The organism is Marinobacter bryozoorum, from assembly GCF_023156245.1.
GTDB lineage: Bacteria > Pseudomonadota > Gammaproteobacteria > Pseudomonadales > Oleiphilaceae > Marinobacter > Marinobacter bryozoorum.
In genome coordinates this window covers 15,391-32,759 of the sequence record NZ_JAKZAH010000017.1, presented here as the reverse complement: position 1 = coordinate 32,759, position 17,369 = coordinate 15,391, and the positions used below count along the sequence as shown (strand labels likewise).

Annotated in this window: 14 protein-coding genes; all 14 read left to right on the top strand. The window is 59.6% G+C overall.

Annotation, left to right across the window (positions count from 1 at the left end; genetic code table 11):
* Positions 1 to 195: 195 nt before the first annotated feature.
* The 14 genes from leuC (at position 196) to purF (ending at position 17,356) form a co-directional block, all read left to right on the top strand.
* Entirely contained in the window at positions 196 to 1,614 is a 1,419-nt protein-coding gene (gene leuC / locus MLC59_RS10980; RefSeq protein WP_248234248.1) for a 3-isopropylmalate dehydratase large subunit, read from the top strand.
* A 22-nt stretch (positions 1,615 to 1,636) separates the two neighbouring features.
* A complete protein-coding gene (gene leuD, locus MLC59_RS10975; protein ID WP_248234246.1) occupies positions 1,637 to 2,284 on the top strand; it encodes a 3-isopropylmalate dehydratase small subunit in 648 nt (215 codons plus the stop codon).
* A gap of 28 nt (positions 2,285 to 2,312) precedes the next feature.
* The gene (gene leuB, locus MLC59_RS10970) at positions 2,313 to 3,386 is read left to right on the top strand and encodes a 3-isopropylmalate dehydrogenase (protein WP_248234245.1); all 1,074 of its coding nucleotides are present in this window, start codon (positions 2,313 to 2,315) and stop codon (positions 3,384 to 3,386) included.
* Between the two features lie 123 nt (positions 3,387 to 3,509).
* On the top strand, positions 3,510 to 4,625 hold the full coding sequence (gene asd, locus MLC59_RS10965; protein ID WP_248234243.1) for an aspartate-semialdehyde dehydrogenase: 1,116 nt from the start codon (positions 3,510 to 3,512) through the stop codon (positions 4,623 to 4,625).
* A 340-nt stretch (positions 4,626 to 4,965) separates the two neighbouring features.
* Positions 4,966 to 8,256, top strand: coding sequence for a FimV/HubP family polar landmark protein (locus MLC59_RS10960; RefSeq protein ID WP_248234240.1), 3,291 nt, complete (start codon positions 4,966 to 4,968; stop codon positions 8,254 to 8,256).
* An 86-nt stretch (positions 8,257 to 8,342) separates the two neighbouring features.
* Complete coding sequence (gene truA, locus MLC59_RS10955) at positions 8,343 to 9,248, top strand: tRNA pseudouridine(38-40) synthase TruA (protein ID WP_248234238.1); 906 nt, start codon at positions 8,343 to 8,345, stop codon at positions 9,246 to 9,248.
* A gap of 30 nt (positions 9,249 to 9,278) precedes the next feature.
* Positions 9,279 to 9,953: a phosphoribosylanthranilate isomerase gene (locus MLC59_RS10950; RefSeq protein ID WP_248234236.1), complete on the top strand. Its 675-nt coding sequence runs from the start codon at positions 9,279 to 9,281 to the stop codon at positions 9,951 to 9,953.
* Positions 9,946 to 11,154 (top strand): tryptophan synthase subunit beta, encoded by a 1,209-nt coding sequence (trpB, locus tag MLC59_RS10945; RefSeq protein WP_248234327.1) that lies wholly within the window; start codon positions 9,946 to 9,948, stop codon positions 11,152 to 11,154. The genes MLC59_RS10950 and trpB overlap by 8 nt, the downstream gene beginning before the upstream one ends.
* Positions 11,155 to 11,197: 43 nt before the next feature.
* Positions 11,198 to 12,010 carry a tryptophan synthase subunit alpha gene (gene trpA, locus MLC59_RS10940; RefSeq protein ID WP_248234235.1) on the top strand — a complete coding sequence of 271 codons (813 nt, stop codon included), beginning with the start codon at positions 11,198 to 11,200 and terminating at the stop codon, positions 12,008 to 12,010.
* 40 nt (positions 12,011 to 12,050) lie between these two features.
* Positions 12,051 to 12,986, top strand: coding sequence for an acetyl-CoA carboxylase, carboxyltransferase subunit beta (gene accD, locus MLC59_RS10935; RefSeq protein WP_248234233.1), 936 nt, complete (start codon positions 12,051 to 12,053; stop codon positions 12,984 to 12,986).
* The gene (gene folC, locus MLC59_RS10930; RefSeq protein WP_248234231.1) at positions 12,973 to 14,256 is read left to right on the top strand and encodes a bifunctional tetrahydrofolate synthase/dihydrofolate synthase; all 1,284 of its coding nucleotides are present in this window, start codon (positions 12,973 to 12,975) and stop codon (positions 14,254 to 14,256) included. Before accD ends, folC begins: the two co-directional genes overlap by 14 nt.
* 124 nt (positions 14,257 to 14,380) lie before the next feature.
* On the top strand, positions 14,381 to 15,094 hold the full coding sequence (locus MLC59_RS10925) for an SPOR domain-containing protein (protein ID WP_248234229.1): 714 nt from the start codon (positions 14,381 to 14,383) through the stop codon (positions 15,092 to 15,094).
* Between the two features lie 140 nt (positions 15,095 to 15,234).
* Positions 15,235 to 15,792, top strand: a complete 558-nt coding sequence (locus tag MLC59_RS10920; RefSeq protein ID WP_248234226.1) for a CvpA family protein — start codon at positions 15,235 to 15,237, stop codon at positions 15,790 to 15,792.
* Between the two features lie 40 nt (positions 15,793 to 15,832).
* Positions 15,833 to 17,356: an amidophosphoribosyltransferase gene (gene purF / locus MLC59_RS10915; protein ID WP_248234224.1), complete on the top strand. Its 1,524-nt coding sequence runs from the start codon at positions 15,833 to 15,835 to the stop codon at positions 17,354 to 17,356.
* The last annotated feature ends 13 nt before the right edge of the window (positions 17,357 to 17,369 follow it).

Sequence of the window (17,369 nt, the reverse complement as noted above, 5' to 3'; positions counted from 1 at the left end):
CACCGGCCTTTGCACCGAAATCTCAGGCCTGGGTTAATAAAGTACTTGGCAGCGGTAATTCGCTTGTCACAACTATAACATTCCAGATAGGAATGGCTAGAATAAAAAACATGAATTGCGGTTATTCGACACGCGGGAGTAAAATCCACCCAGTGCAATCAAAACCAGACCCGAACAACCGAGAGAGACACCATCATGGCGGGCAAGACCTTATACGACAAATTGTGGGACGACCACCTGGTCAAGCAGCGCGACGACGGCTCTGCGCTGATCTACATCGACCGGCAACTGCTCCACGAAGTCACCTCACCGCAGGCCTTCGAAGGACTGCGCCTGGCCGATCGCAAACCCTGGCGCATAGACGCCAACATCGCCACACCGGACCACAACGTCCCCACTACCGATCGTGAGCGGGGCGTGGAAGGCATCGTCGACCCGGTTTCCAGGATCCAGGTGGAAACCCTCGACAAGAACTGCGACGAGTTTGGCATCCTCGAATTCAAGATCAAGGACCAGCGTCAGGGCATCGTCCACGTTATCGGGCCGGAGCAGGGCGCCACGCTGCCGGGCATGAGCATCGTCTGCGGTGACTCCCACACCTCTACCCACGGCGCCTTTGGTTGCCTGGCCCACGGCATCGGCACCTCCGAAGTGGAGCATGTACTGGCCACCCAGTGCCTGGTCCAGCAAAAGATGAAAAACATGCTGGTAAAGGTCAACGGCAAGCTAGGCCCAGGCGTCACCGGCAAGGATGTGGTGCTGGCCATTATCGGCAGGATCGGCACCGCAGGCGGCACAGGCTACGCCATCGAATTTGGCGGTGAGGCCATCCACGACCTGAGCATGGAAGCGCGCATGACCATCTGCAACATGTCCATCGAGGCGGGTGCCCGGGTCGGAATGGTCAGCGTCGACGATACGACCATCGACTATGTAAGGGGCCGTCCCTTCGCACCCGAGGGTGAGCAGTGGGACAAGGCGGTGGAATACTGGCGCACCCTGCACAGCGATGACGACGCGGTGTTCGACAAGGTGGTCGAACTGGACGGTGCCGACATCCTGCCGCAGGTCAGCTGGGGCACCAGCCCGGAAATGGTCACTGGCGTCGACGGCGCGGTACCGGACCCGGACCGGGAAGAAGATCCCATCAAGCGCGAAGGCATTGTCCGGGCGTTGAAGTACATGGGATTACAGCCCAATCAGAAGATTACTGACATCAAGCTGGACCGAGTCTTCATTGGCTCCTGCACAAACAGCCGCATCGAAGACCTGCGGGAAGCGGCCAAGGTGGTCAAGGGGCACAAGGTGTCACCGACCCTGAAGCAGGCCATGGTGGTCCCGGGCTCTGGCCTGGTGAAGGCCCAGGCGGAACAGGAAGGCCTGGACAAGGTCTTTATCGAAGCCGGCCTCGAATGGCGGGATCCGGGCTGCTCCATGTGCCTGGCCATGAACGCCGACAAGCTGGGGCAGGGGGAGCATTGCGCGTCCACCTCCAACCGTAACTTCGAAGGGCGTCAGGGCTTTGGTGGGCGTACCCACCTGGTGAGCCCGGCGATGGCGGCGGCAGCGGCCATCAAGGGCCATTTCGTCGATGTCCGTGAAATAATGAACTGATTGATCCACAGGAGAGACAACCATGCGCGCATTTACGCAACACCAGGGCGTCGCCGCCCCCATGGACCGGTCCAATGTGGATACGGACATGATCATCCCCAAGCAATTCCTGAAGTCCATCAAGCGGACCGGCTTCGGCCCTAACCTGTTTGACGAGTTGCGCTACCTGGACGAAGGTAAGCCGGATCAGGACTGTTCCAACCGGCCCCTGAACCCGGATTTCGTGCTCAACCAGGATCGCTACAGGAACGCCAGTGTGCTGCTGGCCCGCCGCAACTTCGGTTGCGGCTCAAGCCGCGAACATGCCCCCTGGGCCCTGGATGACTTCGGATTCCGCGTGATCATTGCCCCGAGCTTTGCGGATATCTTCTATAACAACTGTTTCAAGAATGGCCTGTTACCCATTGTTCTTGCTGAAGAAGTGGTTGAGAAGCTGTTCCAGGAGACCTATGAGAATGAGGGCTATCAACTGTCCATCGACCTGGAAGCCAAGACGGTTACAACACCTTCAGGCGAATCCTTCGGTTTTGACGTGGACGATTTCCGCCGCCACTGCCTGCTGAACGGACTGGACGACATCGGGGTAACCCTCGAAGACGCAGACCTTATCCGCGACTACGAAAACAAGCGGCGCGAAACGGCCCCCTGGCTGTTCAATACGGCAAACTGATCATCCAAGCTGACAACGGAAAAATACTATGTCCAGAAGCGTACTGATGCTGCCCGGTGACGGGATTGGCCCGGAAATCGTGGCCGAGGCCGAAAAAGTCCTGAACAAGGTTAATGACCAGTTTGACCTGGGACTGCAATTTGAAACCGGCCTGGTTGGTGGTGCCGCCATCGACGAAACCGGCGAGCCACTGCCAAGCGACACCCTCGAGCGGGCGAAAAAGGCCGATGCCATCGTGTTGGGTGCCGTTGGTGGTCCCCAGTGGGACAAGCTGGAAATGGCAAAGCGCCCGGAAAAGGGGCTGCTGGGCCTGCGCTCCAACCTTGAGCTGTTTGCCAACCTGCGGCCGGCCATCCTGTACCCGCAACTGGCGTCAGCGTCCTCCCTCAAGCCTGAGGTGGTGTCCGGCCTGGATATCATGATTGTCCGTGAACTGACCGGTGGCATTTATTTCGGCCAGCCCCGTGGCGTACGTGAGCTGGACGGTGGCGAACGGCAGGGCTTTAATACCTATATCTACAGTGAGTCCGAGATCCGTCGTATCGGCCGGGTAGCCTTCGAGGCAGCGCAGCAGCGCAACGGCAAGCTGTGTTCCGTAGACAAGGCCAACGTGCTGGAAGTGACCGTGCTCTGGCGGGAAATCATGGAAGAGCTGGCCAAGGACTATCCGGACGTGGAACTGTCCCACATGTATGTAGACAACGCCGCCATGCAGCTGGTCCGCGCACCCAAGCAGTTTGACGTGATTGTGACCGGTAACATGTTTGGTGATATCCTTTCGGATGAAGCGGCTATGCTCACCGGTTCTATCGGCATGCTGCCGTCCGCCTCGCTGAACTCCGAAAAACAGGGCATGTATGAGCCCTGCCACGGGTCAGCGCCGGACATTGCCGGGCAGGGTATTGCCAACCCGCTGGCCACCATCCTCAGTGGTGCCATGATGCTGCGCTACAGCCTGGGCGAAGAGAAAGCTGCCGAGGCCATCGAGGCGGCGGTCAGCAAGGTACTGGACCAGGGGCTGCGCACGGCGGACATCATGTCCGAAGGTGCAAAACAGGTCTCCACCCGTGAAATGGGTGAAGCTGTACTGGCGGCCCTGTAAATTTCAGGTACCGTTTTGTTTCATCGAAACCCGACGGCAGCACAACGCCGCTGCCGCGGGGTCATCCATCCTGTCCCTGCCAGCGATAACGGTAGCGGGCGGGCATAGAGTCAAAGGTCGCACATGAAGCGAGTTGGACTTGTAGGTTGGCGTGGCATGGTGGGCTCGGTCCTCATGCAGCGCATGCGTGAAGAAAACGACTTTGCTGACATCGATCCGGTGTTTTTCTCCACCTCCCAGACCGGTAAGCCGGCCCCGGATGTTGGCAAGGATGGCGTCCCGCCACTCCAGGACGCCTTCGATATCGACACCCTGAAAACCCTGGATGTCATCGTTACCTGCCAGGGTGGCGATTACACCAACGCGGTCTATCAGAAACTCCGTGATGCAGGCTGGGACGGCTACTGGATTGATGCCGCTTCTACGCTGCGCATGGTGGACCATTCCGTGATTGTTCTCGATCCGGTGAACCGGAACGTGATCGATGCGGCCCTGGACAAGGGCGTCAAGGACTACATCGGCGGCAACTGTACCGTCAGCCTGATGATGCTGGCCCTGGGTGGCCTGCTGGAGCAGGACCTGATCGAGTGGGTATCTCCCATGACCTACCAGGCGGCCTCCGGTTCCGGCGCACAGAATATGCGTGAGCTTCTCAATCAGATGGGTGAGCTCAACGGTGCGGTGAAGTCCGAGCTGGAAGATCCGTCCTCTGCCATCCTGGAGATTGACCGCAAGGTGACCGAGACCATGCGTGCCGGCGGTTTCCCCACCGAGCACTTCCAGGTACCGCTGGCAGGCAGCCTGATCCCGTTTATCGACAAGCAGCTCGATAACGGCATGAGCAAGGAAGAATGGAAAGCGGGCGTCGAGACCAACAAGATTCTTGGTCGCAGCGATAACCCGATCCCCATCGATGGTATCTGTGTGCGTATCGGTGCCATGCGCTCCCACAGCCAGGCGCTGACCATCAAGCTCAAGAAGGACCTGCCGGTTTCCGAGATCGAATCGATCCTTGCAAAGGCCAACGACTGGGTGAAGGTCATCCCCAATGAGAAGGAGGCCACCATCGAGGAGCTGACGCCGGCGAAGGTTACCGGCACTCTCAGTATCCCGATCGGCCGTATCCGCAAACTGACCATGGGCCCGGAATACATCTCCGCGTTCACCGTGGGTGACCAATTGCTGTGGGGGGCGGCGGAACCCCTGCGGCGGATGTTGCGGATCCTGCAGGAACGCTAAAAATCTGTCGCGGACCAGTGCGTGTAATGCCAACTGTGTACCGTTTCAGGTAACACGTCAGGGGCGACGGCTGAAATCAGTCGTCGCCCCTGTTATTTTCTGGGATCTTCTTCCTGGCTGTCTCAATGATGGTGAGGGTAGTTCTAATCTTGGTTTGACAACTGGTTCCGTGAAATACATCAGGAAATGGTACAAAGTTGATGCGTGATTGATTGATAAAGCTGGCATTATCAACAATACTTTCGGCACTCTTATTTAAATAAAACGAAAGTCATCCAACCTCGTCCGAATCTGTATTCAATATGCGGTAACGAATAACGGAGACTGGTAAGGAAAAAGCATGAAGGTACGCAAGCTTGCGGTTGCTCTGGCTCTGGCGGGAGGGCTTGGTTCCGGTGTCGCACAGGCATTGGGTCTCGGGGAGATAGAGCTTCAGTCCTATCTGAACCAACCATTGAATGCAGAGATCGACGTTAACAGGGCCGGAGGCGTTAGCCCGGGCGATATCTTCGTTAACCTTGCATCTGAGCGCGATTATGAGCGGGTCGGTCTGCGTCGGGACTTTTTCCTTACCCAACTGGATTTCAACGTCACCACTGCTCCGAATGGAGAACTGGTGATATCGGTTACCTCCCGGGAACCGGTTCGCGAACCGTATCTTAACTTCCTGGTAGAGGTGACCTGGCCCAGTGGCCGTGTCATGCGGGAATACTCCGTTCTGGTAGATCCCCCGGTATACGCCGAGGAATCGGGCAGAGACCAGCCGGTTCAGCCAACCCGTACCTCAGCGGCTTCCAGTCAGCCATCATCGCAGTCTCCTTCACCAACCCGAACCTCCTCAGGCAGCCAGGCCGCAGAGGACGCCGTTTCATCTGGCCCACGGACCCTGGGCCCTGTCCAGGCATCCGACACCCTGTGGCAAATTGCCCAGTCGGTGCGCCCGGATAACAGCGTTTCGGTGCAGCAGGTGATGCTGGCTATCCAGGACCTGAACCCGGATGCATTTATTGGCGGCAATATTAACCGGCTCAAGCGTGGCGCTGTTCTGCGGGTGCCGGATGGTGACGATATTCGCTCCCGCAGCCAGGCCGAGGCCAACCAGGAAGTGGTTGCGCAGAACCAGGCTGTCGCCCAGCCGGAACCCTCCGTAGATGCCACTTCTGACAACGTCGCCGCAACCGGCGGTAGTGAAGGTGCGGGAGGTCAACAGGGTACCGATGAACTTCGACTGGTGGTCCCCGAGGACAGCGAAGAAGCCAGTAGCGAAGGTTCTGCCGGAGGTGATGGCACACAGGGTGGAACCGCTGACGCTGGCCAGGCCGTTGCCCTTGAGGAACTGGACCGGGTGCGTCGGGAGAACGACGAGCTGAGCAGTCGCCTCCAGGATCTGCAGGAGCAGGTGGAAACCCTTGAGCGTCTTCTCGAGCTCAAGGATACCCAACTGGCCCAGGTCCAGGGCACGGTTGGGCAGGATAACGGCAATTCCGCTTCGTCTGCCGGTGACGGCGAGGAGTCTGCTGAAACGGCAAGCCCGGATGGCCAGTCCAGTGCTGAAACTGGTCAGTATAGCGAAGCTCAGGGTTCTGATGACCCGGCAGCGTCTGGCGGTGAGATCCCTGCCGAAGGTGCTGAGGCCGATGCTGGTGAGGGCGAGGCCGAATCTGTTGGTCAGGCCGGTGATGTGGCTTCGGACACTGCCTCGGATACCACTTCGGATACCGCCTCAGACACCAGTTCGGACACCGCTTCGATGGACGTTTCTGATAGTGAAGCGGAAGCCGTGGCTGACCCGGATCCGGCTGCAGAACAGGTCCCGGAAACCGGGCAGGCAGAGGGCGAAAGTGCTGCTGGGCCGACGGATGACCCGGTAGCTGCCGGTGGTGAGCAGCAGGGGCAAGAGGCGTCTTCAGCCGCTGCTGACAACCAGGTCGACCGGGAAAAGGGCTTCCTGGCAACAGCCATTGACCTTATTGCCGGTAACTTCCTGTACCAGATTGCCCTCGGCGGCTTCCTGGTACTGCTGTTACTGCTGGTACTGCTGATGTCCCGCCGTCGCGGGAGCAAGGACGAAGCGTTTTATCAGCAACTTGAAGACGAGTCCGAGGATGACGGCTTCGAACTTTCCCTGGGCGAGGAAGACGCCACTGACACAGCCGGTGCGATCGAGGAGGCGGATCGCTATATAGCCTACGGCCAGCACGACTCTGCTGCCGAGGTCCTCGAAAACGCGATTTCACGGGAGCCCAGTCGTTCCGACCTCCGTCTGAAGTTGCTCGCAGTCTATGCCGATACAGGTAACCGCGCGGCCTTCGACAAACAGTATGCCGAGCTGGAGGCCATGGAGCATGATGATGTGCAGCCGGAAGCCGAGGCACTGCGTGCGCGTCTGGAGGAGGTTGAGTCTACACCCAGCATAGATGAGCTGGAGTCCCAGTTGCGTGAGGGTGATAACACCACTGGTGCTGCAGCGGCTGCCGGTGTCGCTGGAGCCGCCGCGGCAGGCGCTGCGGCTGCCTCCCGGGACGAGGACGAATCCAGTGACCTGATGTCTGCGTTTGAAGAGCTGGACTTGCCCGATGAAGAGCTGGACCAGTCGGAAGATGGGCAGGTCCAGCCGGAAGACGAGCAGGTCCAGTCGGATGACGAGGCTTCACTCACTGGTGAGCAGCAGGGCGAAGGAGACATAGAATACGACTTCACGGGTTTCGGTACTTCCGGCGACACTGAGGAACAGGCACCGGAAATGGCCCCTGCCGAAGAACCAGCGGAGGAGGATGAGTTCGCAAGTATTGACTTTGAACTGCCGGAAGATGATGTAACCGCTGAGGACTCTGATGCGCCGGAGGACTCTCCGCTGGACCTGGAAGATGACTTCAGCTCCCTGGAGATGGATGACGCTGGTATTGACAGTGAGCCCCAGGCCGATGACGTGCAGGGCGCCGCAGACACCAGCGAAGAGGACCCCCTGGATTTCGGAGACCTGGACCTTGATGACAGTGCCACCGAAGCGTCCCCCGTGGATGAGTCCACGAATCCGGAAGACGAGGCTGACCTTGACGAGTCGTTCCTCGATGAGCTGGATGCGGAGCTCGACAAGGTGACCTCGGAGGCTGACTCCGATGACGGGTTGGACAACCTGGAGCTTGACGTGTCCGATGAAGACCTTGAGTTGATGGACCAGGTATCAGGAACAGAGCCGGATGACGAAAGTCAGCTGGATCTCGGAGACCTTGATCTTGGCGAGGAGGGAGACCTTGCCAGCGAAAAGGGGCCCATGGAGGATGACCTGTCAGACTTGGAGATCCCTGAGCTGGACGCCGGCCTGGATGCCGAGCTGGACGAAGGCCTTGATGCCGGCCAGGATGACGAGCTGGGTGCAACGCCCCCTGACTCTGGCCAGGCGGATAATAACGCAGGTATTGACGACATCGACGAGGCCTCCCTTGACGAGGATGACGACTTCGATTTTCTGTCCGGTACCGACGAGGTAGCCACCAAGCTGGACCTGGCCCGCGCCTACGTGGACATGGGGGACAGCGAAGGGGCTCGTGAAATCCTGGAGGAGGTTATCCTTGAAGGAAGTGACGATCAGAAAGAAGACGCACAGGCGCTGCTCAAAAAACTGCCCTGATACGTTATAATCGTCAATCTTATCCGAACGCCGGCCCAGTGCCGGCGTTCTTTTATGTATGTAATCCTTTATTGTCAGGTAGGCACTTGTTTCAGACCCCCATACCGCTGACCACCGACAACGCTATTGGCCAGGGCAGGGTGGCCCTTGTGATTGAGTATGATGGCGCCGCCTACCACGGCTGGCAGCTGCAGAAGAGCGGTGTACCTTCGGTAGAAGCCGAGCTGGCCCGGGCTGTCAGCAAGGTGGCAAACGAACCTGTGGACCTGGTGTGTGCCGGGCGAACGGACGCCGGGGTTCACGGCAGCTACCAGGTGGTACACTTTGATACCCGGGCGGTGCGGGATCGTCGCTCCTGGGTGATGGGCATCAACACGGCACTGCCCTCGTCCATAGCCGCCCACTGGGCGGGAAACGCACCAGAGCCCTTCCACGCACGCTTTTCTGCCGTGTACCGCCGCTATCGTTATGTTATCTTCAACGGTCCGGTGCGCCCCGCGTTGCTGGCGCCGCAGGTCAGCTGGACCTTTCGGCCCCTGGATGAGGGAGCCATGCAGGAAGCGGCCCGACACCTCGAGGGCGAACATGATTTCAGTGCTTTCCGGGCGGCAGGTTGCCAGTCCCGGTCTCCCTGGCGGTTCGTGGAGTTTGTCCGGGTCAGGCGCCGGGGCAACTATGTTGTAATCGATGTCCAGGCTAATGCGTTCCTGCACCACATGGTGCGGAATTTCGCCGGGGCATTGATGGCGGTGGGGCAGGGTAAATACCCGCCGGAGTGGGTTGCAGAGGTGCTTGCAGGCCAGGATCGACGCAAGGCGGGGGTCACCGCGCCGTCGGCTGGCCTCTATCTGGTCGATGTAGGCTATCCCGAGAGCTTTGGTATTCCCGGCGCCAGTTGCGGACCATCCTTTGTGCGCCCCTGGTTCGATGACGCCGAGAATGCCTCGGTCTCGCCAACCTGGGTACACCGCAAGCCGGCCACCGGTACCTGATACTTTTACTGGAGGACGATAGTGCACCCGATGCGTACGCGCACCAAGATTTGCGGCATTACCCGGCCAGAGGATGCCCTCGCGGCTGCCCGGGCAGGGGTGGATGCCATCGGACTGGTGTTCTACGAACCAAGTCCCCGGTGCGTTACCCTTGAGCGGGCCGTTGCGGTCGCTGAGGCCTTGCCTGCCTTTGTAACCCTGACCGGGTTGTTTGTGAATCCAGATCGTATGCTGGTTGAACAGGTGCTGTCGCGGGTTCCGCTGGACCTGCTGCAATTCCATGGTGACGAATCCCCCGACTTCTGTAGCCAGTTTCATCGTCGCTGGATCAAGGCCATACGCGTCCGGGAGCGGGCTGACATCGAGCAGGGCTTTAATGTGTGGGGGCAGGCATCGGGTTTGCTTGTAGATGCGTATGACCCTGAACGTTATGGCGGAACCGGGCAGCGGTTTGACTGGTCCGTCATACCGGAGCGCCGCCCGATACCACTGATTCTTGCAGGCGGCCTGGATGCCACCAACGTAGCTGAAGCCATTCACCAGGTACGTCCCTGGGGGGTGGATGTCAGTGGCGGTGTTGAAGCGTCCGACCAGCCGGGTGGAGCGTCCCCTGCTGGAAGCCGCGCAGTGATGAAAGGAATCAAGGACGCTGCCAAAATTACCGAGTTTCTGAGCGAGGTTAATAGTGTCAACCAAACTGACTGAAGAAATGCTGAGCCATCTGCCGGACGCCAGGGGGCACTTTGGCGCCTACGGCGGCCGGTTCGTGTCTGAAACCCTGATGGACTCCCTGATGACCCTGGAGCGCGAGTACCTTCGTCTCAAGAAGGACCCGGAATTCCAGGCCGCCTTTGACAAGGACCTGGCCCACTATGTGGGTCGTCCCAGCCCGCTGTACCTCGCCGAGCGACTGACCCGGGAAACCGGCGGAGCCCAGATCTGGCTCAAGCGCGAAGACCTCAATCACACCGGAGCCCACAAGGTGAACAACACCATCGGCCAGGCGCTGCTGGCGTCGTTTCTGGGCAAGAAGCGCATTATCGCCGAGACTGGTGCCGGTCAACATGGCGTGGCCACCGCTACTGTATGCGCCCGCCTGGGCCTGGAGTGTCACGTCTTCATGGGTTCAGAAGATGTTCGCCGTCAGTCCCTGAACGTATATCGCATGAAACTGCTGGGCGCGGAAGTCCATGCCGTTGAGAGTGGAACCCGCACCCTCAAGGACGCCATGAACGAGGCCATGCGGGACTGGGTCGCCAACGTGGATGAGACCTTCTATATTATCGGGACCGTCGCCGGGCCCCATCCCTATCCGCTGCTGGTCCGGGACTTCCAGGCGGTGATCGGTCGCGAGACCCGGGCACAGGCCCTTGAACAGGCCGGCAAGCTGCCGGATGCCCTGGTGGCCTGCGTGGGCGGGGGATCCAACGCCATCGGTATGTTCTATCCGTTCCTCACTGATGAGTCGGTACAGCTCTATGGTGTCGAGGCTGGCGGCCTGGGCATTGAAACCGGCCAGCACGCGGCACCGCTGGCAGCGGGACGCCCGGGTGTTCTCCACGGTAACCGAACCTATCTGATGGAAGACGATAACGGCCAGATTGCTGGTACTCACTCTGTCTCTGCTGGCCTGGACTATCCGGGAGTAGGGCCTGAGCACAGCTGGCTGAAAGATATTGGCCGGGCTAACTATGTGTCGGTAACGGACCAGGAAGCACTGGACGCGTTCCGCATGCTTACCCGGGTGGAAGGCATCATGCCGGCCCTGGAGTCTTCCCACGCCGTGGCCTATGCCACCAAGCTGGCTGCCACCATGGATAAGGACCAGATGGTTGTTATCAATGTGTCCGGTCGCGGTGACAAGGATATCCATACCATTGCAGAGCTCGATGGTATCGAGGTCTGATCCGCGCAATGGCAAACAGGATTCATTTTTTACAGGAGCAGGCATGAGTCGCATTGCAGGGGTGCTTGAAAACCTCAAGGAGCAGGGTCGCAAGGCTTTGATTCCCTACATTACTGCCGGTGATCCCCATCCGGATCAGACCGTGGACCTGATGCACACGCTGGCAGCGGCTGGCGCAGACATTATCGAACTCGGTGTGCCATTCTCGGATCCCATGGCGGACGGGCCGGTGATCCAGCTGGCTTGCGAGCGTGCACTCAAACATGGCACTTCACTTCGTCAGGTGATTGGCATGGTCAAAACGTTTCGGGAGAAGGATCAGACCACACCGGTGGTGCTGATGGGCTATCTCAACCCGATGGAGGCCATGGGCTACGAGGCCTTCGCCGACGCATCTGCCGAGGCGGGTGTCGATGGTATCCTGACGGTTGACCTGCCGCCGGAAGAAGCGGATGACGTAGCGCCGTTGTTCTCCCAGCGACAGATGGATCCGATATTCCTGCTGGCACCCACCACAACCGATGACCGGATACGTGCAATCAGTGAACACTCTTCCGGGTATGTGTACTATGTTTCAATCAAGGGTGTGACCGGTTCTGCGTCCATTGATGTGGACGAGGTTGGTCGCAAGGTGGCTAATGTTCACCGGATCACCGCACTGCCCGTGGGCGTCGGTTTCGGGATACGTGACGCAGAAACTGCGGCAGCGGTGGGTAAGGTATCCGATGGTGTAATAGTCGGTTCTGTGCTGGTGGATACAATAGCCCACCACCAGGCAGATCCAGCCGCTCTCAGGCAGGCCCTGACGGATCTGTTGCACCCGATGCGCGAAGCGCTGGACGGCAAGGCCTCCTGAGGCCGCCCGTTCAGTCGGCATGAAATGACAGGATGACAACATGAGTAACTGGCTAGACAAGATCATGCCGAGCAAGATTCGCTCGGAATCCAGGCAGCGGACTGGTGTGCCGGAAGGGCTCTGGAAGAAATGCCCCAAGTGTGGTGCCTTTCTCTACAAGCCTGAGCTGGACAAGAACCTGGATGTCTGCCCCAAGTGCAATCACCACCTGCGGGTAACGGCCCGGCGTCGTCTGGAGATTTTCCTGGACGAGGATGGCCGCGAGGAAGTGGCTACCGACCTGGAACCCTGGGACCGGCTCAAGTTCAAGGACACCCGTCGTTACAAGGAGCGACTGTCCCAGAACCAGAAAGCTACCGGTGAGAAAGATGCCCTGGTGGTCATGAAAGGCCGTACGCTGGGGATTCCCCTGGTGGCCTGTGCCTTCGAGTTCAACTTCCTCGGTGGCTCCATGGGGCAGGTGGTCGGTGAGAAGTTCGTACAGGCGGCCAATATCTGCCTGGAAGAGCGTATCCCGCTTGTTTGTTTTTCAGCCTCCGGCGGCGCCCGTATGCAGGAGGCCATCCTCTCGCTGATGCAGATGTCCAAGACGGCCGCCGTACTGGAGCGTATGAAGCAAGAAGGCATCCCCTATATCTCTGTAATGACCGATCCGGTATTCGGTGGGGTTTCTGCCAGCCTGGCAATGCTCGGTGACCTGAACATTGCCGAGCCCTATGCGCTGATCGGCTTTGCCGGCCCCCGGGTTATCGAGCAGACGGTGCGGGAGAAGCTTCCGGAAGGCTTCCAGCGCAGTGAGTTCCTGCTGGAGCACGGTGCGATCGATATGATCCTGCACCGGCACAAGATGCGTGAGCGCATCGCCTCGGTTCTGGCCAAGTTTACCGGCCAGGAGCAACCGGCCAGTGAAGCCCCCATCGAATTCGAGGTGAGTGAGCGGCCTGACAGCCCCGATACGGCCGATGCCCGCGAGTGACACAGTCCCGGCCCCCGGGCCGGGCGCTACTCTCGACCAGTGGCTGGCTTACCTGGAATCGATCCACCCGGTAGAGATGGACCTCGGGCTCGAACGCGTTCTGCTGGTTCTCCGGCGCCTGATGCCCGGCTCCCCCGAAGCCCGGGTGATCACCGTCGGCGGAACCAACGGCAAGGGCAGCACCGTTGCCGCACTGGAAGCCCTGTTGCTGGCTGCGGGTGAGACGGTCGGCACGTATACCTCCCCCCATCTGCTCGCCTATAACGAGCGTGTGCGCCTCAATGGGCAGAATGTCTCAGACGAAGCCTTGATCCGCGCCTTTGAACAAGTCGAAGCCGCCCGGCGTGATATCAGCCTGACCTATTTCGAATACGGAACCCTTGCTGCCTTCCTGGTGATGGTTGAGGCGGGTGTTGACAATATGGTGCTGGAAGTCGGCCTCGGGGGCCGCCTTGATGCAGTCAACGTGCTGGATGCTGACCTCGCGATTATCACCTCGGTAGACCTGGACCATACTGCCTGGCTTGGTGATGACCGCGACACCATCGGTTACGAGAAGGCCGGTATACTGAGGCCGGGACAGACCGCGGTATACGCAGACCTGGATCCGCCGCCGTCGGTATTACAGCAGGCCAGTGCCCAACGAGTACGGCTGCTGCGGCCGGGCAAGGGGTACCTCGTCAGCAATGATTCCGGCCGGTTTGTCCTTGAGACGGATGCCGGTCACCGGGTGCCGGTTCCGCCGGACCGCCTGCCTGTTAACAGCCTGGCGGCTGCGTCCGTGGCGGCGATCGAGCTGGGCCTGCCGCTGTCGGACCAGCGTATCGGTGAGGTGCTTTCGTCGGTCTCCCTGCCAGGCAGGTTTGAGCGGCTGGCAAGGCGCCCGGATGTGTTCGCCGACGTAGGCCACAACCCCCATGCCGCACACTGGCTGTTCCGGCGCCTGGAGTTTCTGCGCCGCACTTCCGGCTATAGCCGGGTAGTCGCGGTTTATGGAGGGCTGTCGGACAAGGATTCGGCCGGCGTAGCCAGGGCCCTCGCCCCGATTGTCGACCAGTGGTTTATCGCCGGGCTGGACGTGCCCCGTGGCCTGTCCTCCGAAACACTTACCGGGCGAGTGAAAGCGGTGATTCCAGCAGAGCGACTGGCAACGTGTGAAACCATAGCGGAGGCCACGGCAGCCGCGCTGGTCAGTGCAGGCACTGATGGGTTGGTGTTGATATTAGGTTCCTTTTTCTCCGTCGCGGAAGGGAAGCGTTACTTCAGCTAGTGTCCCGGGCCAGGCTCGCGAAACGTCTTACAAATTGGTCATAGACCCGCTACCGCTTTGAGTTGGGGTTTTACGGCAGTTATATTCACAGGTATTGGCGCCTCCAACAGGGAGCCGACGTAAGGTGAGTGGAATGAAACAGCGGATCATAGGCGCATTGGTACTGATTTCACTGGTGGTGATTTTTCTGCCAATGATGTTTGACGAACCCCATGATGAGCGCGCCGTGCGCTCCCTGGATATCCCGGAGGAACCTCCGTTCCCCGAGGTCAATGTACCGGAAGACGAAGACCCACTGGAGGGCGTGCCGGATTACCGTGTCGAGGAAGCGGAGCCACCCGCCCGGGATATGCTTGAAGATCCTGCTATGGGAGACGAGGGCACTGTGGCCGGAGAAAAGCCCGTGGAACCCGCCGAGGAGTCAGCGCCGGTAGTGGTTGAGCAAGAGCCAGCCAGCACAGGTACGGCCGGGCAGGCGCAATCTCAGCAGTCAGCACGGGAAACCGAGGGCGCTACGACTGAAACTGAGCCTGAAGAGCCCGCTGTAACGGCTTCTGCGGCCGAGGACAGTGAAAATGCCGACTACGAGCGTACCCTGGCCGGCGCCTGGGTAATACAGTTGGGTAGCTTCGGGGATGAAGGCAACGCCCGTCGACTGCGGGACCGTGTTCGCGAAAGGGGCTATGGTGCCCACCTGCAGGAAGTTACCCGTGGTGATCAACGATTGTTGCGGGTTTTTTCCGGTCCGTTTGCCGAGAAGGCAGAGGCAGAGAAGGCCAAGGCAGTGCTGGATGAGGCGTTCGGTATCAAGTCCCTGGTTACCCGGGGCGAAGGCTGAGCGTTTCCCGGGGACGCAAAGGCAGGGCAGGGCGCCAGGTTGTTTCCGGTCGCGCCGCCGCATCGTTGTCAGGCCAGGTGGTTTGGGTTACCGGTGATTCCTGATAGAATTCGCGGTTCCTGTTCTTCACCGGGTAATTCATGAACGCGCTGATCTGGATCGACTGGGTCATCATCGCCCTGCTGACAATTTCCACCCTGATCAGCCTTAAAAGGGGCTTTGTCAGGGAGGCCCTGTCGCTCGTTACCTGGGTGGCTGCGTTCATTGTCGCCCGCACCTTTCATCCCCAGATGCAGTCCCTCCTTGCCGGTACGGTGGAAACACCGCTGGTTCGCCTGATTGCGGCCTTTGCCATACTGTTCGTGGCAACGCTGATCGTCGGGGCCATCATCAATAACCTGATTGGCCACCTGGTCCGGGTTACTGGCCTCAGTGCCACCGACCGGGTTCTGGGCATGGTTTTCGGCCTCTTGAGGGGCCTGGTCGTGGTCGTCGTCGCCATCGCCTTTACCCGTTATACCCCGCTGGCTGAGGATACCTGGTGGCGGACATCTGTGATGATCGAGCGGCTGAGCGTCGTGGAGGACTGGTCCCGTCGTACCTTCGGAGACGAATTCGAGCGCTTCCTCGGGCCGGCGCCATCCGGCGAAGTGGTCCGTGGGCACATGTCCGAGGCGGTAAAGTCTCAGGCCTTCTAGGCAACACCGTAGTTTCAATGTTCTGGAGAACGCAGCACCCATGTGTGGAATTGTAGGAATTGTCAGTACGCAGTATGTCAATCAGGCGTTGTATGACGCCCTGACGGTACTCCAGCACCGGGGCCAGGATGCGGCCGGTATCGTAACTTTCCAGGATGACCGCTTCTTTCTGCGTAAGGACAATGGCCTGGTGCGTGACGTCTTCCGTACCTCCCACATGCGTCGCTTGGTAGGTAATGTCGGTATCGGCCATGTACGTTACCCTACTGCAGGCAGTTCCAGCTCGGCGGAGGCCCAGCCGTTCTATGTCAACAGCCCCTACGGGATTACGCTGGCGCATAATGGCAACCTGACCAATGCTGATGAGCTGGCCCGGGACCTGTTCCGCACAGACCTGCGCCATATCAATACCAATTCCGATTCAGAAGTCCTGCTGAACGTGTTTGCCCATGAGCTGCAGAAGCTGGGCAAGCTCGATCCAAGCAAGGAAGAAATCTTTGCTGCCGTGCGCGCCGTTCACAAGCGCTGCCGTGGCGCCTATGCGGTGATTGCCATGATCACCGGTTACGGCATTGTCGGCTTCCGCGACCCCAACGGTATCCGCCCCGCCTGTTACGGCGTGCGTGAGACCGACGAGGGCAAAGAGTACATGATCGCCTCTGAAAGCGTGGCCCTCAGTGCGGCGGGCTTCAAGCTGGTCAGGGATATCGCCCCGGGCGAGGCGGTGTATATCGAAACCGACGGTACCCTCTACACCCAGCAATGTGCCGAGGCCCCCAGCCTGAACCCCTGTATTTTCGAGCATGTGTACTTCGCCCGCCCGGACTCCATCATGGACCAGGTTTCGGTCTACAAGGCCCGCCTGCGCATGGGGGAAACCCTGGCGGACAAGGTGCTGCGGGAATGTCCCGACCACGATATCGACGTCGTGGTACCCATTCCGGACACCAGCCGAACCTCCGCTCTGCAGATGGCCCACCGCCTGGGAGTGAAATTCCGGGAAGGGTTTATCAGGAATCGCTACATTGGCCGCACATTCATCATGCCCGGCCAGAAAATGCGCAAAAAATCCGTGCGCCAGAAACTCAATCCCATCGACCTGGAGTTTCGCGGCAAGAATGTGATGCTGGTGGATGACTCCATCGTACGGGGCACCACCTGCCACGAAATTATCCAGATGGCCCGGGACGCCGGCGCCCGCAAGGTCTACTTCGCCTCTGCAGCACCCCCCGTACGCTTCCCCAATGTCTACGGTATCGATATGCCGTCGCCCCGGGAGCTGATCGCCCATGATCGTACCGTGGAGGAAATCCAGACCCTTATCGGTGCCGACTGGCTGGTGTACCAGGACCTGGAAGACCTTGTGTCCTGTGTCGATGATGTGAACCCGGACATTGAGGGCTGGGAGTGTTCTGTCTTCAATGGCAAGTACATTACCGGCGATGTCGATGAGGCCTACCTGGCGCGCCTGGACGCCCTTCGGGGGGACGAGGCCCGGGAAGCGGCCCAGGCGGGTCTTCCTGAAGATAACGGTATTATCGACCTGCATAACGACGAAGACTGAGGCCTGGAACAAC

Coding starts and splice junctions, on each gene's coding strand:
- leuC (WP_248234248.1), top strand. CDS start 196: ATGGCGGGCAAGACCTTATACGACAAATTGTGGGACGACCACCTGGTC.
- MLC59_RS10920 (WP_248234226.1), top strand. CDS start 15,235: ATGAACGCGCTGATCTGGATCGACTGGGTCATCATCGCCCTGCTGACA.
- purF (WP_248234224.1), top strand. CDS start 15,833: ATGTGTGGAATTGTAGGAATTGTCAGTACGCAGTATGTCAATCAGGCG.
- MLC59_RS10950 (WP_248234236.1), top strand. CDS start 9,279: ATGCGTACGCGCACCAAGATTTGCGGCATTACCCGGCCAGAGGATGCC.
- accD (WP_248234233.1), top strand. CDS start 12,051: ATGAGTAACTGGCTAGACAAGATCATGCCGAGCAAGATTCGCTCGGAA.
- trpA (WP_248234235.1), top strand. CDS start 11,198: ATGAGTCGCATTGCAGGGGTGCTTGAAAACCTCAAGGAGCAGGGTCGC.
- leuD (WP_248234246.1), top strand. CDS start 1,637: ATGCGCGCATTTACGCAACACCAGGGCGTCGCCGCCCCCATGGACCGG.
- asd (WP_248234243.1), top strand. CDS start 3,510: ATGAAGCGAGTTGGACTTGTAGGTTGGCGTGGCATGGTGGGCTCGGTC.
- folC (WP_248234231.1), top strand. CDS start 12,973: ATGCCCGCGAGTGACACAGTCCCGGCCCCCGGGCCGGGCGCTACTCTC.
- leuB (WP_248234245.1), top strand. CDS start 2,313: ATGTCCAGAAGCGTACTGATGCTGCCCGGTGACGGGATTGGCCCGGAA.
- MLC59_RS10960 (WP_248234240.1), top strand. CDS start 4,966: ATGAAGGTACGCAAGCTTGCGGTTGCTCTGGCTCTGGCGGGAGGGCTT.